The organism is Zobellia sp. OII3, assembly GCF_002211465.1.
Classification (GTDB): Bacteria; Bacteroidota; Bacteroidia; order Flavobacteriales; family Flavobacteriaceae; genus Zobellia; species Zobellia galactanivorans.
Window position 1 is genome coordinate 1 of sequence record NZ_MWRZ01000017.1, and the last position, 16,016, is coordinate 16,016.

General features: G+C 39.5%; 15 protein-coding genes. 6 read left to right on the forward strand and 9 right to left on the reverse strand.

The features are described from left to right. The first annotated feature begins 442 nt into the window (after nucleotides 1–442). Nucleotides 443–583: a lipoprotein gene (locus tag B4Q04_RS23195; RefSeq protein WP_410543980.1), complete on the forward strand. Its 141-nt coding sequence runs from the start codon at nucleotides 443–445 to the stop codon at nucleotides 581–583. Next, nucleotides 520–951 (forward strand): VOC family protein, encoded by a 432-nt coding sequence (locus B4Q04_RS21450; RefSeq protein WP_088698052.1) that lies wholly within the window; start codon nucleotides 520–522, stop codon nucleotides 949–951. The genes B4Q04_RS23195 and B4Q04_RS21450 overlap by 64 nt, the downstream gene beginning before the upstream one ends. A gap of 261 nt (nucleotides 952–1,212) precedes the next feature. Here the strand turns inward: B4Q04_RS21450 and dsrP are convergent, their stop codons facing one another. The 6 genes from dsrP to B4Q04_RS21480 form a co-directional block, all read right to left on the reverse strand. Beyond that, nucleotides 1,213–2,439, reverse strand: coding sequence for a sulfate reduction electron transfer complex DsrMKJOP subunit DsrP (dsrP, locus tag B4Q04_RS21455; protein ID WP_013994540.1), 1,227 nt, complete (start codon nucleotides 2,437–2,439; stop codon nucleotides 1,213–1,215). An 81-nt stretch (nucleotides 2,440–2,520) separates the two neighbouring features. Then, complete coding sequence (locus B4Q04_RS21460; RefSeq protein ID WP_013994541.1) at nucleotides 2,521–3,651, reverse strand: 4Fe-4S dicluster domain-containing protein; 1,131 nt, start codon at nucleotides 3,649–3,651, stop codon at nucleotides 2,521–2,523. 10 nt (nucleotides 3,652–3,661) lie between these two features. Then, entirely contained in the window at nucleotides 3,662–4,291 is a 630-nt protein-coding gene (locus B4Q04_RS21465) for a cytochrome c (protein WP_013994542.1), read from the reverse strand. Next, nucleotides 4,281–5,003 (reverse strand): cytochrome C, encoded by a 723-nt coding sequence (locus B4Q04_RS21470; protein ID WP_088698053.1) that lies wholly within the window; start codon nucleotides 5,001–5,003, stop codon nucleotides 4,281–4,283. The genes B4Q04_RS21465 and B4Q04_RS21470 overlap by 11 nt, the downstream gene beginning before the upstream one ends. Nucleotides 5,004–5,006: 3 nt before the next feature. Next, nucleotides 5,007–7,334 carry a molybdopterin-dependent oxidoreductase gene (locus B4Q04_RS21475; protein WP_088698054.1) on the reverse strand — a complete coding sequence of 776 codons (2,328 nt, stop codon included), beginning with the start codon at nucleotides 7,332–7,334 and terminating at the stop codon, nucleotides 5,007–5,009. Between the two features lie 11 nt (nucleotides 7,335–7,345). Then, complete coding sequence (locus tag B4Q04_RS21480; RefSeq protein ID WP_013994545.1) at nucleotides 7,346–7,579, reverse strand: hypothetical protein; 234 nt, start codon at nucleotides 7,577–7,579, stop codon at nucleotides 7,346–7,348. A gap of 316 nt (nucleotides 7,580–7,895) precedes the next feature. Here B4Q04_RS21480 and glp point away from each other — a divergent pair, with 316 nt between their 5' ends. The 3 genes from glp to B4Q04_RS21495 all read left to right on the forward strand — a co-directional run bounded on the left by glp (nucleotide 7,896) and on the right by B4Q04_RS21495 (nucleotide 9,963). After that, complete coding sequence (gene glp / locus B4Q04_RS21485) at nucleotides 7,896–9,077, forward strand: gephyrin-like molybdotransferase Glp (protein WP_013994546.1); 1,182 nt, start codon at nucleotides 7,896–7,898, stop codon at nucleotides 9,075–9,077. A 9-nt stretch (nucleotides 9,078–9,086) separates the two neighbouring features. Next, a complete protein-coding gene (locus tag B4Q04_RS21490; protein WP_013994547.1) occupies nucleotides 9,087–9,428 on the forward strand; it encodes a winged helix-turn-helix domain-containing protein in 342 nt (113 codons plus the stop codon). Nucleotides 9,429–9,522: 94 nt separating this feature from the next. After that, nucleotides 9,523–9,963: a molybdenum cofactor biosynthesis protein MoaE gene (locus B4Q04_RS21495; protein ID WP_088698055.1), complete on the forward strand. Its 441-nt coding sequence runs from the start codon at nucleotides 9,523–9,525 to the stop codon at nucleotides 9,961–9,963. Between the two features lie 277 nt (nucleotides 9,964–10,240). Here B4Q04_RS21495 and B4Q04_RS21500 read toward each other — a convergent pair whose 3' ends face one another. Both B4Q04_RS21500 and B4Q04_RS21505 read right to left on the reverse strand, forming a co-directional pair. After that, entirely contained in the window at nucleotides 10,241–11,533 is a 1,293-nt protein-coding gene (locus tag B4Q04_RS21500) for an alginate export family protein (protein WP_088698056.1), read from the reverse strand. A gap of 85 nt (nucleotides 11,534–11,618) precedes the next feature. Continuing rightward, nucleotides 11,619–12,068 carry a hypothetical protein gene (locus tag B4Q04_RS21505; protein WP_013994550.1) on the reverse strand — a complete coding sequence of 150 codons (450 nt, stop codon included), beginning with the start codon at nucleotides 12,066–12,068 and terminating at the stop codon, nucleotides 11,619–11,621. A 498-nt stretch (nucleotides 12,069–12,566) separates the two neighbouring features. Between B4Q04_RS21505 and B4Q04_RS21510 the strand changes: the two genes are divergently transcribed. Further along, complete coding sequence (locus tag B4Q04_RS21510) at nucleotides 12,567–14,867, forward strand: type IA DNA topoisomerase (protein WP_088698057.1); 2,301 nt, start codon at nucleotides 12,567–12,569, stop codon at nucleotides 14,865–14,867. A 248-nt stretch (nucleotides 14,868–15,115) separates the two neighbouring features. Here B4Q04_RS21510 and B4Q04_RS21515 read toward each other — a convergent pair whose 3' ends face one another. Further along, on the reverse strand, nucleotides 15,116–15,874 hold the full coding sequence (locus B4Q04_RS21515) for a response regulator transcription factor (protein ID WP_088698058.1): 759 nt from the start codon (nucleotides 15,872–15,874) through the stop codon (nucleotides 15,116–15,118). Nucleotides 15,875–16,016: the final 142 nt, after the last annotated feature.

Here is a 16,016-nt window from a genome sequence, read left to right on the forward strand (position 1 = left end):
CCTCTTTCAACCGCCTGTAGAAATTGTTCTTGGGGATTCGCTCGCTCAACTGGAAATGGGCGAACAGTTTTTCTTGATACTCCTTTTTTCCCTGCATACCTAAAATTAACGACCCAACGTTAAGATCTCCTTTAGCCTATGTGGTTTTTTCGTTAACTTGTGCAACAGGCACACAACCTATAAACAATTCGGGCTGAGGGCTTAATCACATGGTTTGCGTATTTTTATGATGTCCGCAATCCCGATAGCTATCGGGATGGGATTTTGCTTTTGGACGGAAAAAGAAAAAACAAAACAAAAAGAATTCGCTATGTGCGCGGCGGAAAGCGGCCAACGCGCCAACTCGCCCACTGCTGTCGCAGATGGCGTGCCCCGTACTGTTCATAGCTCAACCGTTGTGCGTCAGCTAAAAAAAACATCGTGATAACTTAACATTAGCGATATGAATAAAATAATACTAACATTATCGGTTCTAATATTACTCGCAAGTTGCAACTCGAAAAATAAAAAAACAACGATATGGCAGACAAAAAAGACCAAACGGAAAAGCCAGCTTCAAAAGTTGACAATACGCCAAAAGTAACGGGAGTTGGTGGAATTTTCTTCTATTCTGACAATCCGAAAGAAACGCAAAAATGGTATGCTGAAAATTTAGGAATAGAAACTAATAATTGGGGGTCATCGAGTTTTGACAGTAGAGATGTTGACAATCCTGATATTGTAAATTCTCTTCAATGGAAAGCGTTTAAAAAAGGCGATGAATATTTTTCACCTTCCAAAAAAGAATTTATGATTAATTACCAAGTTCAGAATATTGAAGGACTTGTGAAAAAATTAGAGAAAAACGGAGTGACTATACTTGACAGTATTGAAGCTTTCGATTACGGAAAATTTGTTCATATTTTGGACAAAGAGGGCAACAAGATTGAGTTATGGGAACCAATTTTGTAAGCTTCCTTTAAAACCGGACAGTTTAATACTAGAGAAAACTAAGCAGTTCTAATTAGGGGAAGTTTGCAGGGGTGAGCAAGAGTTTCTTTGGTCGCAAATGCGAACGCAATATTTTCGCAAAGGGCCGGAAGCGAAGGAAGGTACACTGGTGGACACAGGCCGATTTGCATTACACGGACTGCCCATCAATGAGCTAAAGTTCCGTATAGTTCTTGCGGGTATTGCAGCCCTATGGACATATTTCAGGAAGAGTTGTAAAGCCTAAGCTTTTTTGTCCTTATACCGTAATTCTCCCAACTCAATACCAATGGCAGTTTTGGCAAGAATGGTAAATATAAAGGCACCCATTGCCCAAATGCCGATTGTTACGCCAATTTCTACGCCGGTGGGTAGGTATTCTACTATTTTACCGTAAGGTCCGGGAATGAAGCCAGGAACGATCAAACCAAATCCTTTTTCTATCCATATCGCTACAAATAGCATAAAGCAGCAGAAGTATAATACTTTCAGGTTATTTCTAAATTTATTGAATGTGAGTATCACTGTGGCAAGAACGTTTAAAGGTATAGCGGTCCAAATCCACGGTAATAACGCATCTTTACCATGTAGTCCAAAGAAAAGGTAATACGCACTTTCACTGTGGTGTGTAGGGGCATAAAATTCCTTGAACAATTCAGAGACTAGCATGATCAAGTTTATCTGAGCGGCTACGGTGACAATCATTGCTATTTTTTTGATTGTTTTGTCTTCTATCTTGAATGCCGTAAAAGACCGTATGACGGCCAAAACCAAAATAATAAGTGCAGGTCCCGCTGCAAATGCCGATGCCAAGAAACGAGGCCCTAACAATGCATTGTTCCAAAAAGGACGTGCTTGCAGACCTTGGTATAAAAATGCAGTTACCAAGTGAATACCCACGGCCCAAAACACGGATAGAATTGCACCCGGCACATACACACTTTTCTTTGCTTCTTTATTCTGATAATGCTTAAAGAGGATGTAAAATGGAATACTGATATTAATGAAAAGGTATCCGTTCAAAACAATAACGTCCCAAGTCAGCATGGAGTTCGGGAAGTTGAAAACCCCTATTCCGGGGATCATATGCCATAACACGGATGGCCCCCCCATATCGGCAACTACAAAGGCTAAACACATTATTAATGCCGCTACGGCCAATCCTTCGCCAATCAAAACGGCCTGTTTAAAATCGATATCTTTTAAAACGTAGGTGGGCATGACCAACATTACGGCCGCGGCGGCAACTCCGACCAAGAAAGTAAAGTTAGAAATGTACAGTCCCCAGCTAACGCGATCGGACATTCCGGTGGCGCTAAGTCCTTCTTCCAATTGAATGGAATAACAATACATGCCGATTAGCATCACCAAGGTAAGAAACCCCATCCAAAGGTGATACTTTTTAGATCCCTTGGTTATGGTATCTAAGCTATCGACCACCAAACTTCTAAATACTTTAAATGCTCCCATTGTATATTATTTTAAATCTGCCGACTAAGAATTTCTGCTATTCTAAGCCTTACGATTTATATGCTTTCCTTTATGACGTTCTTAGTCCATGAAGTACCAGAACTTGGGTTCTGTGCCTAAATCTTCTTTTAACCTAAATACTTTCTTGTTTTCCAGTACCCATCGTATGGTGCTGTTAGGGTCTAAGAGATTGCCGAAAATCCGAGCTCCGGTAGGACATGCTTCAACACAGGCCGGGTTTTTCCCTTTACGCGTACGTTGTACACAGAAAGTACATTTCTCCATGACGCCTTTCTTGCGCATTCTGTTCCCTAGGTAATGTTGATTTTTGTTTACTTCGTTTTCTGGAACTTCGGGTTTACTCCAGTTAAAACGTCTACCATCGTAGGGGCAGGCAGCCATACAGTAGCGGCAGCCAACGCACCAGTCATAATCTATAACCACGAGTCCGTCTTCCTCTTTCCATGTTGCCTGCACGGGGCAAACTTCCACACAGGGAGGATTATCGCAATGAAAACATTGTGTTCCCATATAGAAATGACCTTCTGCGGGCACCTCGTGGTAATAATTATCATCCGCTTTGTCAAACTTAAAGCCTTCCCCATCTTTCATCTCATGAATACGGATGTACTGCATTTCGGAATTACGGTCTTGGTTGTTCTCCTCAACACAGGCACTAACACAGTTCATATACCCCTGACATTTGGATATATTGAAAGCATAGCCAAAGAGCACATCTTCTGCCGCATTTTCTGCGGTCATATTTATGTTTTTATTCGTACGCAGTTCATACGAGCGCATAAGTCTATTTATAGTAGCCTGTTTTTCCTCATCGGTCATTAGTTTATAGTTTCCCTTAAACTGTTCCTCCCAATCGATCTGGGCCTTTTCCTTGGTATCACTTCCCGCGGTTACACTACATGAAGTGGTTACTGCGCCAGCACCTATCAAGAGGCTGGCAGTTAGTTTTTTAAAGGCACTCCTTCGGTCCATCTTTACATCAAAAACCTGCTCAAAGCCATCGCGATGTCTTTCCTCTCCTATAGATGCGTTGATGGCGGCCTCGTAAAACTCATCGGCGCTTAGTTCCTCTTCTTTTTTTTGGCCGCTATTACAGCTTCCCTCTGATTTACCGCAACCACAAGAACCCGAAGATTCTTTTCTGTTATTTAGACCTAGGTCTAGAGAGTACCATTTTTTATTATCGCTCATACCTTTATTTTTAATGACCTAAACCTTCGTTACGTTCTATAGCCGTTTTTGTATTGAATTGTACGGGCCATCTCGTTTCAAAACTGGGACTGTGCGGATTATGACAATTCACACAGGTATTAGACGCTCGTGGAGGAGCCCATCCTGCGACTTTCTTACCGTGGGCGCCGCCTTTCCAATCTTCGAATTGACTCGAATGGCATTGTGCACATAATTTGTAGCTTAAATTGAAATCTATGTTTTTTCCCGTTAGGGTATTCAATTGATTCATGTCCTCTCCGTTGTGGCAGGTAGCACAGTTCATGGCATCACTATTGGCATGATTCACTTTAATGTCCCAGTGTGCTTTTGGCGCATCTTTACCAATCATCTGCGAGACCGGTTTGCTATGGCACTCTGTACAGGCAAATGATTTTATTTGTCCTTTTCGTTCTGGAATAAGGAAGGTATGTTCTCCTTCCGTGATTTCAATTAACTCCGTATCCGCTAATAGTTCTTCGGAGGTCAACGCGCCATGATAGGGTTTACTTTCCCCTTCTATTTTATCGGATATGGTATGGTACTCTTCTCCGCCTTTACAAGAGAATAAGGATACCCCTAGAAGTACTACTACGAAATATATTAGCGTTCTATTTTTCATTTAGTTTATCGAATTGTCTTAGAAATGTATTCGCATCAACGGTGGGTTGTTCACTATGTTTTGGCAAATGGCATTGTCTGCAGTTTATGCGGTCCGGATGTGAAACTCTAATTTCTTTAGGGGCACTTGGCCCTCCGTGACAAGAAATACAGTTTTCTCTCATTTGTAATTGATGCGGTATCATTGGTGGGCCTCCCAGCAATGCATTATTTGCACCAAGTCCCACTTTTGGTGGTTTTGGTTTGGCAAATCCGTTTTCCTTAAAGTCGCTAGTGGTGTTTTTAGTAACGTGGCACTGTCTGCAGTTAACCATTTCTGGATGTGGCGTAACAGGGGCATAAGCATCAAATTTTGCTACAAAACCACCGTTTTGGTGACATTGTATACAGGTATTGCCTCCATAGCTGCGCTCTTTTGCTACAGGATGCGGAATACTTGGTGGTGCTCCCGGATAGGCTCTGTTATCATAATACGTATCTAGCGTTCGTTGGTGGTTTTCATCTACGGGCATATTGAGATAATCCAAACCTGCACCTGCATCATCAAATCGTCTGAAAGCGCCACTTTCCGATGGAATAAAGTTTCCGGTAGGAGTTTCAATAACAGGTGTGTAGGCTTCCTCCAAGCCTTGTTCATAGCTGTAGTTCCATACCACGATAAACGCAATAAAGATCACTACAAAAAACGATATGATTCCAAGTCTTTTTTTCATAGTCTAGGCTCTTTCAACTTTTACCGCACATTTTTTATAATCCGGTTCTTTGGAAATAGGGCAGAAGGAGTCTAGGGTAACATCGTTAATGAGCATGTTCTCATCAAAGAAGGGAACGAATACTTGCCCTTTTGTAGGTAAACCTCTTTCGTTGATGGATGCCGGTAGTGTACAAGAACCCCGACGAGAGGTTATTTTAATGTTTTCTCCGTTTCTAATTCCTAAAGACTTTGCATCATCTGGGTGAAACTCCACATACCCATTTGGCATTGCTTGATGAAGTACGGGGATTCTACGCGTCATGGACCCTGTATGCCAGTGTTCTACAACACGACCGGTGTTTAGCCAGAATGGGTATTCTTGATCAGGTTTCTCTGGGGCCTCTTCAAAAGGACGTTGCCATATAACCGCTTTGCCATCTGGTTTTCCATAGAAATGAAAGTCTTCTCCATTGGAACAAGCAGGGTCATATTGTGCATTATAACGCCATTGGGTGGACTTGCCATCTACATAAGGCCAGATAGCTCCGGACTCTTTCTGTAGGACTTCAAGTGGTGCCATGCCGTGTTTTGCACCTTCGTGAAATTGTCTGTATTCGTTGTATATTTCTTCTACGTGATTTTCTTTGCTATAAGGGAATAGGTCTTCAAATCCCATTCGTTTTGCTACTTCAATAAACATCCAGGTATCTGCTGTTGCCTCTCCTGGTGCATCAACCATTTTTTGCCAATACTGTGTTCTTCGCTCAGAATTACCATAGAGTCCACCTTTCTCAATATGCCAAGCAGCTGGAAGAATAACATCTGCTACATCCGTAGTAGGTGTAGGGAATACATCCGAAACCACAACAAAACAAGATTTCTTTTCCATGGCTGGACGGTAACGGCTGGTCTTAGGTAATGAAACTAAAGGATTGGTCGCTTGTACCCATATAAAATTGATGTCTCCGCGGTCTACTGCCCGGAACATTTCAGTGGCATGATAGGTAGGCTTAGATGGAATGCGCTCTACAGGAACCTTCCAAATTTTAGCGGCCATTTCCCTATCTTTTTCGTTCATTACTACACCGTGTGGTAGTTTGTGCGTAAAAGTTCCCACCTCACGAGCGGTACCACAGGCAGAAGGCTGACCTGTTAATGAGAAAGGTCCGTTGCCCGGTTGCGATATTTTACCGGTAAGTAAATGAATATTGTAAACAAGATTGTTAATCCATGTTCCTCTAGTGTGTTGGTTCATTCCCATACACCAGTAGGAAACTACTTTTTTATTCGGGTCTCCGTAAATTGCCGCCAGATATTTAATATCCTTAACGGATACCTTAGAATATTTAGCTACTTTTTCTGGACTATAGTCCTTTAGGAATTCTTTATAGGCTTCAAAATCTATTTTCTCCGGCTTATCCGTAAACTGAAAATTGTCTTCTAGACCATAGCCAATATTGGTAAGGCCTTTACTAAAGCTACAATGCTTCTCAACAAAGGATTTATTGACCCATCCGTTTTGTATGATTTCATAACAAATGGCATTTGCTACCGCCAAGTCGGTTTGGGGTTCAAATAAGATTGATTTATCGGAAGCGGTACTAGAACGTGTAGTTCGCGTAGCAAAATCAATAATCTTAGCACCACGTTTCGCTTTTTGTTCCAGCATTCTTGAGAATAGTACCGGGTGCATTTCTGCCATATTGTTTCCCCAGGTAACAAAGTAATCGGCGTGATCAATATCTTCATAACAGCCCATGGGTTCATCCGCTCCAAAAGAGGTTAAGAATCCTGTCACTGCACTTGCCATACAAAGGCGTGCATTACAATCTAGGTTATTGGTCCCTATAGCCCCTTTCATGAATTTAGAAGCAATATAGCCTTCCGGTATTGTAGACTGTCCTGAAGTATACATGGCCACGGAATCCTTACCGTTCTGGGCAATGCTTTCTTTCATTTTTGAAGCAACAAGGTCCAAAGCTTCATTCAATGGGGTTTCTACGTATTTGCCATTTTTCTTTACCAAAGCAGTTTCAAGTCTGTCCTTAGATTGGATACACATGATTTGGTGGTATCCTTTTACACACAACAATCCTTTGTTCACGGACGAATTAGGGTCACCCTTTACAGCTATGGCCTTTCCATTTTCAGTACCTACAAGAATTCCACAACCTACGCCACAGAATCTACAAGGACCCTTTTTCCAATCCAGATTGGCATTATCGGGAATTCCTTTCTCTTGCTCACTGGCAAATACAATGCCGGGGAACATCGATGCGGCCGCTGTAATAGCCGACAACATGGCCATTTTCTTTATAAAATTCCTTCTGTTGCTTAGAGAATCGTACATAGCTATATAAATTATTGAGGGGTGTTAAAACCAGAAACTAAAGCCAGTAGTTTTAGACTGCTTAGGGCTTCAATTTTTTCTTTTAGAATTTCGTCTTCTTTGTCGTCTAGGGTGTCCGTTACCAATGCCAAAATATCTTGATTCTCTGCAGGAAGTACCTCACATTGATCGAAACCTTTTAAAGCGGTCAATAACTCGTCTTTCCGTCCTGCAATAGGGTGTGCTAAATAACTTTTGATAGGCATACTGTGTTGGTTATATAGGTGTGAAAACTCCGAATTTTCATTCAAAGTTGTCTTACAATTTAACAAAAATAGGGGAGTATTTTCCTTGAAAAGATGATAAATGTCATAGAGTGAATAATAAAGCAATCGCTATATTTGAATGGAAATAACGATTACTTGTTATTCATTCTCTTGTAATATAAAGGATTATTCATGAAGAGATTCGAATAGTGGATATTACGTTGATTATAAGGTTTTTATTGTTGCTGATGTGCTTGTATAAGTTTGTTGGTATCTAAAATCATTTCATCTATTAAAATAAGAAGGCACGGAAATAATGATAGATACTACTACGGCGTTGGAATTGGTTTTGAGACATGGTACGCTCAATACCGAATTTTTTGAGGTAGACTTGAAAGATGCCCTAGATTATGTTGTGGCCAAAGATGTTGCTTCAAGAATAGATATGCCGCCATTCAGGCAATCGGCTATGGATGGTTATGCACTGCACCTGTACGATGATTTTACATATACCGTGGTAGGGGAAGTACAGGCTGGTGATAACAATGATCCCACTTTACGTAAAGGCGAAGCTGTCCGCATCTTTACGGGAGCACCCGTTCCAACTTCTGCAAATACGGTAGTCATGCAAGAAAGAGTAACCGTTGATGGTAATAAGATTATCATAGAAGAATCCCCGAAGGTGAATATGAACATCAGACCCAAAGCGGAACAGATAAAAGCGGGCGGTGTTGCCATAAACAAAGGGACTACGATTAAAGGGGTTCATATCGGATTTTTAGCGAGTTTAGGGCTTACTAAGATTACAGTTTCTAAAAAACCATCAGTGGCCATTGTCGTTACTGGAAACGAATTAGTGGCCCCGGGTATGCCCTTATCCTATGGTGAGATATACGAATCGAATGGAGCTATGCTAACCGCTGTACTAAACGAACTAGGTTATAAAAATACTTCTGTGGTTACTATTAGGGACGACTATGATACTACCAAAAATGTATTAAGGGATACTTTGGGAAAACACGATGTTGTTATCGTTACGGGCGGGGTATCCGTAGGGGATTACGATTTTGTCGGAAAAGCATTTAATGCCATTGGCGTACATGAGATTTTTTATAAGGTGAGGCAAAAACCAGGAAAACCCCTGTTTTTCGGTAAAAAGGAAGGAACATCCATATTTGGGCTCCCCGGAAACCCTGCAGCTGCGCTTAGTTGTTTTTACATCTATGTATATCCTCTTTTAAAGAAATATGAAGGCGCGGATCATATGAACCTTCCAATTATTTCTTTGCCTTTGTTATCTGATTATACGGTAAAGGGAACTCAGGCACAATTTCTAAAAGCACGGATAGAAGGTGCTGGAGTGACTATTTTAGGAGGACAGAGCTCTGCTATGGTACGTGCTTTTGGAGATGCCAATGCCCTGGTTTGCCTACCTGTGAATTCTATGGAAATAAGAAAAGGCCAGAACGTAAAAACACTACTATTACCCACCAAATAACAGTTTGTTATGAACGATTACAAAATAAAAAGTAGGATTTGGATTGAAGTAGGGGATAATGTTTTGTTTGGTGAGGGTAGAGTGCGTTTACTAAAGGAAATTGAGACACAAGGCTCATTGTCAAAAGCGGCAAAGTCTATTGGCATGTCTTATAAAAAAGCATGGACGCTAGTAGATGCCGTTAACAAATCGGCAAAAGAAGCCGTGGTAACTACATCGGTTGGTGGGCAAAAAGGAGGTGGGACGGTTGTTACACCCTATGGGAAAAAACTAATAGCGGCTTTTGAGCAAATCAACAAAAAGTGTTGGGAGTTTCTGGACAAAGAGTTTGAAACCCTAAACGGAATTTAAGAAAAACGAATCAGGTTTATCGCTACGGCAAAATGTCAATTCTGTCAATAGCAGTAACACCATCAAGTTATAGTATAGAAAATAGGATTAGAAAATGGGCACTACTTATAAAAACGTATTTAAACAAGGCGCTATTTCTTCTGCATTTATAGCGGAATCTATTGCCAAACATCAATCTAAAAACAGTATTGGCGCGCATAATATTTTTCTTGGCCAAGTACGGGCCGATGTTGTAGACGATAAAAAAGTTGCAGCTATTGAGTATACGGCATATGAGGATATGGCAAATAAGAAATTCCATGAGATACGGGAGGCTACTTTTGAAAAATTCAACCTTAGCTGTATGCATATCTACCATAGTTTGGGAGAGGTAAAATCGGGAGAGATATGCCTATTTGTTTTTGTGTCATCACCAAGGCGGAAAGAAGTCTTTAAAGCGTTGGAATATGTGGTAGAGGCCATTAAGGCCGATGTGCCTGTTTTTGGAAAGGAAATATTTGAGGATGAATCTTCTCAATGGAAAGTAAACAGCTAGCGGAATGGTAGCTATTAATACGCTTAAAACGGCAAGGGCTTAGGCGATTGTACAGGGCAAACATTCCTACTTGAAGATCTCACTTACGTCCAACGTACCGTAGGCGCGTAGCTGGTACCCGGCATGCTCCAAAATCCCCTATTATGCCGTTCTCCGCTGTAAAGGAGTTTATTTGGAAGTCTCTATACTAAGGCTTTTGGGTGGCGAACCCTTAGTAGGAAAGGACATTGTTTTGATCATGGGGAAATTGGCGCTATCTGTTGAAGGAGTTGTATTCTTAGTTTGAGGCCCTGCCCAAATTTGTTTTAAAAAGATTTGGATTGATCGTTAGTTGAACCCATCCCCAGTTGTTTGTATTGTCACTTGGTCTGCCACCTTTTATAAGCGTCATACTATCCGAAGCAAACATGTGGGAATAGCCTACATTTAGCTTTACATTCGTCATTAGGGCTTGTGTATATACCAAATCTAATTCCGTTCCTAAATAAGCATCGGCATCTCCGGAAAGGTCTGCATTGGCGCTAAAATAATGTCCTTTTAGCAATAGGTTCGATTTTTCGCCCGTGGTAAAAACAATTTTTCCGTATACATCGTTAAGTCCGACATTGTTAGCATGGTTGCCTACATAAAAATAATCCATGAATCCATTAAACTTGTGATTGGTGCCATAAAGAGGAAAGAAGGATTTGTTCTTGGAGTCGCCGTCTTGGTCGGTTCCGCTTAAAAGTTCAACACCCAAACCGTAAAGAAGTTTATCAGATGTATAAGTGGCCTCTAAAGCCAATTGATAAGCTGCTAAGTCCGTGGTAGCATTTGCTTTCCCAAATTGATAATAGGCACTACCGGCAAAATTTACTTTCTGTGTTGGGAATTTAAAGTATGAACCCGTGGTCTGTCTATAGGAAACGCCGTCTGCAATATCATTGGCATCACCGGTAAAATCTTGAAACCCCGTATTTAGAAAAAGGAAGCTCACGGAATTTTTCTCCCAAGATTGCTTGAGGTAGGCATACTGCATGGATTTATAAGTAAAAAAACCTTGAATATTATATGCCGTCCCTTCATTACTTGCCGCTTCTTGGCTAAAGGCCCCACCTAAGTCAAGCATAAAATTATCCTTTTTGTAGCTTATGATGGCAGCATCATGAAAACGTCCTTGCATGGCCCAATCCAAACCGCCAAAAATACGTTGGTCGTCATAAGAAATTACTTGCCTGCCTAGCTTGGTAGACCAATTTTCATTGAATTGCAATTGTGCCCAAGCTTGAAATAAAGAGAAAGAATCGTTTCCGTCTATCGCTAAAATTTGTCGGGTGTCTCCCCAAGTACTCACATCTTGTACCGCAATGAACAGTTTTAGTTTTTCTGCGGAATAGCCAATATTCAGACGGGTACGTTGGTTTACGAATGCGGCGGGATCGGCATCGGTAGGAAAAAGGTTGTTGTATCCGTGGCGATATTCAAATCGGGCCCTTAGATCAGCATCAACTTCCAGTGTTTGCGCTGATATAGGTATAAAATTGAAAATAAGTGAAAATAGAATACCTACCTGAAGTCTTTGTATGGTCATAATAGCTAGTTTATTGCATTTGACAACAAAGGTTCGCTATTTGAATTTCAATAAACATGATATTGGTCACTTAAGTATGTCGGTGCTAAACACCCGGGTTCCAACCAATGGCAATTGCCACTTGCTTTTGCTCCTTTATAATGGATCGTATCATATAAGGTCTATCGATATCTACGTTTTGAATGTTTTCGGCCATAGGTTTGCCGTCTATTGAAACATTCCCTTCAAAATTTTTCAGGGGTTGATGGCCTAATCCATATCTATTATCTTCTACTAATAGTAGCATCAGCATTTTATCTGGATTAGCTGTGGAGCAATATATGCCAAAGTCATCCCATAAATACACCTTGTTGTTCGTGTTTTTAATAGGTTCTATGCGAGAAGCCTCTCCCAATATGTTTTTAAGTACCGTGTAATTGGTAGGAAAGCTAATACTGGTGTTATTCAGAAAAATTTCAGTGGCTGTGCATTCTACTGAAATAGGAGTGCTCTGTTTTTTTCTCTTACTCGGATCTCTAAAGTCAAAAATGCCCATATAATGCAAGATATTTCTTTTTTTAAGGATAATCGATTATTTAAGATTATTCTATTTTTAATCAGGGCGTTTTTCTGGAGCGCCCGTATGTCCCTTTTCCGGATAAGCTCGATAGTTTTAATTAAAAAAAATAGCTGATCGAAAACAACATATCATCTCCCCTAAATAATTTTACCCTTTGTTGATTCGGAACGTAAAGCGTTTTTACCCCATGTTCGTTTATTGTATTGCCGGGAAAACCGAGAGTAATTTGGTTTTAAGGATGTGATTGATGGGAGATAGAATTTCAACTTCCATTTTAAGTATATTATATGCAGTTGTTAATCCAACCATATATCAGTGTTGAAACATTTACGGTAAGGGAAATTGACAATATAATCAAGAAATATAGACTAAATAGACTGTATGATTCATACAGTTCAAATAAAGAAAGATAAAGATAAGGTACAACAATACGATATATCGTAACTTAAAAATTTTTAATTTTCAACACAAAAAATGAAAGTATGTATTGCCGAAAAACCATCTGTTGCGCGAGAAATAGCTTCCGTTCTTGGGGCAAATACCAAACATGATGGTTACTACGAAGGTAATGGCTATGCAGTAACCTATACTTTCGGACATCTTTGCACACTTAAAGAGCCAAACGATTATAAACCTCATTGGAAAAGTTGGGATCTAAATAACCTACCAATGTTACCCGAACATTTTGAAACCAAAGTGACTAAAGATTCTGGTATTCAAAAACAGTTTAAGATTATAAAGCAATTATTCGATAAGGCCGATGTTGTTATAAACTGTGGGGATGCCGGGCAAGAGGGGGAATTGATACAACGTTGGGTATTAAATCAAGCGAACTACAAAGGCAAAGTTGAAAGACTTTGGATTTCTTCACTTACCAAAGAAGCTATAAAAGAAGGATTCGATAATTTAAAACCCTCTACAGATTACGATAATTTATATTATGCAGGTTTTTCTCGTGCGATTGGCGATTGGCTTTTGGGTATGAATGCTACCCGCTTATACACTTTAAAACATGGCGGCTACAAGCAAGTATTGTCCGTTGGGCGTGTACAAACACCAACCTTGGCTATGCTGGTAGACCGGTTTAAAGAGATAGAGAATTTTAAGCCACAACCTTATTGGGAGCTGCAAACATTATATCGCGAAACCTTGTTCAGTTATGAAGAAGGTCGTTTTTTAAAAGTAGAAGATGGCGAAAAACTTGCCAATATTGTAAAAGAACATGACTTTGAAATTGTTTCTATCTCAAAAAAGGCAGGTAATGAATATGCGCCCAAGCTTTTTGATTTGACAGGTTTACAAGTGTATTGTAACACCAAATTTGGATTTAGTGCAGACGAGACTTTAAAGATTGTTCAGAAATTATATGAGCAAAAAGTAGTGACCTACCCAAGGGTAGATACCACATTTTTGCCTAATGATGTATACCCTAAAGTGCCGGAGATACTCAAGAAACTTACGAAGTACGATACCCTAACGAAACCTCTTGACGGTAAAAAATTAAAGAAAACCAAAAAGGTTTTTGACGACAGTAAGGTTACGGATCACCACGCTATTATTCCTACTGGTCAACAAATAAACTTGCAGTACAATCAGCAACAGGTTTATGATATAATTGTACGCCGTTTTATAGCTGTTTTTTATCCAGATTGTAAAGTTTCGAATACTACTGTCATAGGTAAAGCTGAAACGGTAAAATTTAAAACCACCGGAAAAGAGATTTTAGAAAAAGGATGGCGTATTGTTTTCGAAACACCCAATGCACCATCAAAAGAATCGGGAATATTGCCAACGTTTAAGAAAGGCGAAAAGGGCCCACACGAGCCTTCATTTTTAGAAAAGCAAACAAAGCCGCCAAAGCAGTATACAGAAGCGTCACTCTTACGTGCAATGGAAACTGCAGGTAAAAAGGTCGATGACGATGAACTTCGTGAGCTAATGAAAGAAAACGGAATTGGTAGGCCTTCAACACGTGCCAATATCATCGAAACATTGTTTCGCAGAAAATATATAAAGCGAAATAAAAAGCAGGTGATTCCCACGGTTACAGGTATTCAATTGATCGACACCATTCAAAATGAAATGCTGAAGTCTGCCGAACTTACCGGTAAATGGGAAAAGCAATTAAAAGATATTGAGAAAGGTACCTTTAGTGCAGGCAGTTTTATCAAGCAGATGAAACAAATGGTCGACCAATTGGTTTACGACGTTCGAAGTGAAACTAGAAAGGCTAATATTTCAGCTGTAAATAACAAACCGCCAGCAGCGGCTTCCAAGAAAAAAGCAATTAAAAAGGCTAGGGGAATAACATCGGAGGTTTGTCCTAAATGTAAAAAAGGAAGCATTCGAAGAGGGAAATCAGCTTATGGCTGTTCTGAGTTTAATAAGACTTGCGATTTTGTTATTCCTTTTAAATTTCAAGGGAAAACCATTTCGGAAAAACAGTATGTTAGGTTGTTTCAAAAAGGTTCGACAGTAAATTTAAAAGGCTTTAAAGTCAACAATGATTCAGTTGAAGGCTTGGTTAGATTTGATGACAGCTTTAAATTAAAGTTAGAACCTAAGAAGCCTAAAATTCAAGTAAAGAATACCTCCGAAGAAAATAGGTGTCCGAAATGTAACAAAGGCACTATCATAAAAGGAAAAACCGCTTACGGTTGTAGTGAGTATAAAACGGGTTGCGACTTTCGTTTTAGTTATGATGCTATTCGTGAAAAAGCAAAAGGACGACCATTGACCAAAGAGTTGGTTTTCGAAATTTTTAGGGAACACTAATCTTTTTAATTTTCCTGTAAAAGTATTAACTGAAGTGAGTTAATTACTAGTGAATTGGTAAATAAGAAAAGTTGGTTTAAGAGGAGACTGTAAACTGAACTCTGTCTGAAAAAAGATTATAAGTATTAATTTTATTCAGACAGAATCATGACAAAGAAAGAACAGGCTTAATTTTATTTGTCGACCATATTGAATTCTTGAATATAGGAAGTCACAGGTAATCTTATATTTAACAGGATTTCAAAACCTTAAATGAGTTTATTATTGGTGGCATACATGATAGCTTCTGATATGTTGGTCACTTCTAATTTGTCGAATAACTTTCTTCTATGAAATTTTACCGTATCGGGCGATACGTAAATTGATTCGGCTATCTCTTTTATAGTTAAGCCTCTAATCGACAATTGCAATATTTCTTTTTCCCGAGATGAGAGCTTTATTTTTTCATCCGCTTTCCAGAAGTCGCCATCTAGGTTATACTTGAAAATTTTATGATTTCCCTTTTTATAGATTTTAATATTCCCCGCTTGTCGTTCGGCCGATAAGGATACGATACATACGGCTTTCCATATTTTGCCGTTTTCGGTCAAAAACATTGGGGTTAATTTTTGATTTATTAGAATGATTTTTCCTTCTTGGTTTTTTATATGAAAGTCATATGAAATGGTATGTTCTTTGCGTTCTTCTAAGGGAATTTTGTCATAAAACTCGAAGCCTACCTTGTTGATTTTAATGAGTAAATCCAAATCGGACTTTATTACATATTTGAAGTAGAAAGCATATCCCATCTCCTTGATTTCATCGGCCGTATGGCCACAAAGGAACAACGGGTTGTCAGAGACGTATTCAAACCCTCTTTTTTGATAATCAATTACATATATGCTTTTGTAGGTGGCCCTTGAGAAGGCTTTTATGGCTTCTAGATAATCTAATGCTTGTTCTTGACTTCCTTTAGGAATTTCACCAACTGAATTTTCAAAGGAAAAAAAATCTTTTGTGTAGGTCATAGAGTCGTATTCGTGTACGAATTTATGGCTATAAATATAACTTTTTTCCCTTTAAAATAAGGTGATGATCAACGAAAAAGCCTTCGGAAAAGGTTGGCGTAAACCTATTTGATATAGAAAAACAGGCCGTCTTAAATTTTGG

What these genes read in the sequence shown, in the direction of transcription:
- B4Q04_RS23195 (WP_410543980.1), top strand. Translation starts at nt 443, where the DNA reads ATGAATAAAATAATACTAACATTATCGGTTCTAATATTACTCGCAAGT.
- B4Q04_RS21450 (WP_088698052.1), top strand. Translation starts at nt 520, where the DNA reads ATGGCAGACAAAAAAGACCAAACGGAAAAGCCAGCTTCAAAAGTTGAC.
- dsrP (WP_013994540.1), bottom strand. Translation starts at nt 2,439, where the DNA reads ATGGGAGCATTTAAAGTATTTAGAAGTTTGGTGGTCGATAGCTTAGAT.
- B4Q04_RS21460 (WP_013994541.1), bottom strand. Translation starts at nt 3,651, where the DNA reads ATGAGCGATAATAAAAAATGGTACTCTCTAGACCTAGGTCTAAATAAC.
- B4Q04_RS21465 (WP_013994542.1), bottom strand. Translation starts at nt 4,291, where the DNA reads ATGAAAAATAGAACGCTAATATATTTCGTAGTAGTACTTCTAGGGGTA.
- B4Q04_RS21470 (WP_088698053.1), bottom strand. Translation starts at nt 5,003, where the DNA reads ATGAAAAAAAGACTTGGAATCATATCGTTTTTTGTAGTGATCTTTATT.
- B4Q04_RS21475 (WP_088698054.1), bottom strand. Translation starts at nt 7,334, where the DNA reads ATGTACGATTCTCTAAGCAACAGAAGGAATTTTATAAAGAAAATGGCC.
- B4Q04_RS21480 (WP_013994545.1), bottom strand. Translation starts at nt 7,579, where the DNA reads ATGCCTATCAAAAGTTATTTAGCACACCCTATTGCAGGACGGAAAGAC.
- glp (WP_013994546.1), top strand. Translation starts at nt 7,896, where the DNA reads ATGATAGATACTACTACGGCGTTGGAATTGGTTTTGAGACATGGTACG.
- B4Q04_RS21490 (WP_013994547.1), top strand. Translation starts at nt 9,087, where the DNA reads ATGAACGATTACAAAATAAAAAGTAGGATTTGGATTGAAGTAGGGGAT.
- B4Q04_RS21495 (WP_088698055.1), top strand. Translation starts at nt 9,523, where the DNA reads ATGGGCACTACTTATAAAAACGTATTTAAACAAGGCGCTATTTCTTCT.
- B4Q04_RS21500 (WP_088698056.1), bottom strand. Translation starts at nt 11,533, where the DNA reads ATGACCATACAAAGACTTCAGGTAGGTATTCTATTTTCACTTATTTTC.
- B4Q04_RS21505 (WP_013994550.1), bottom strand. Translation starts at nt 12,068, where the DNA reads ATGGGCATTTTTGACTTTAGAGATCCGAGTAAGAGAAAAAAACAGAGC.
- B4Q04_RS21510 (WP_088698057.1), top strand. Translation starts at nt 12,567, where the DNA reads ATGAAAGTATGTATTGCCGAAAAACCATCTGTTGCGCGAGAAATAGCT.
- B4Q04_RS21515 (WP_088698058.1), bottom strand. Translation starts at nt 15,874, where the DNA reads ATGACCTACACAAAAGATTTTTTTTCCTTTGAAAATTCAGTTGGTGAA.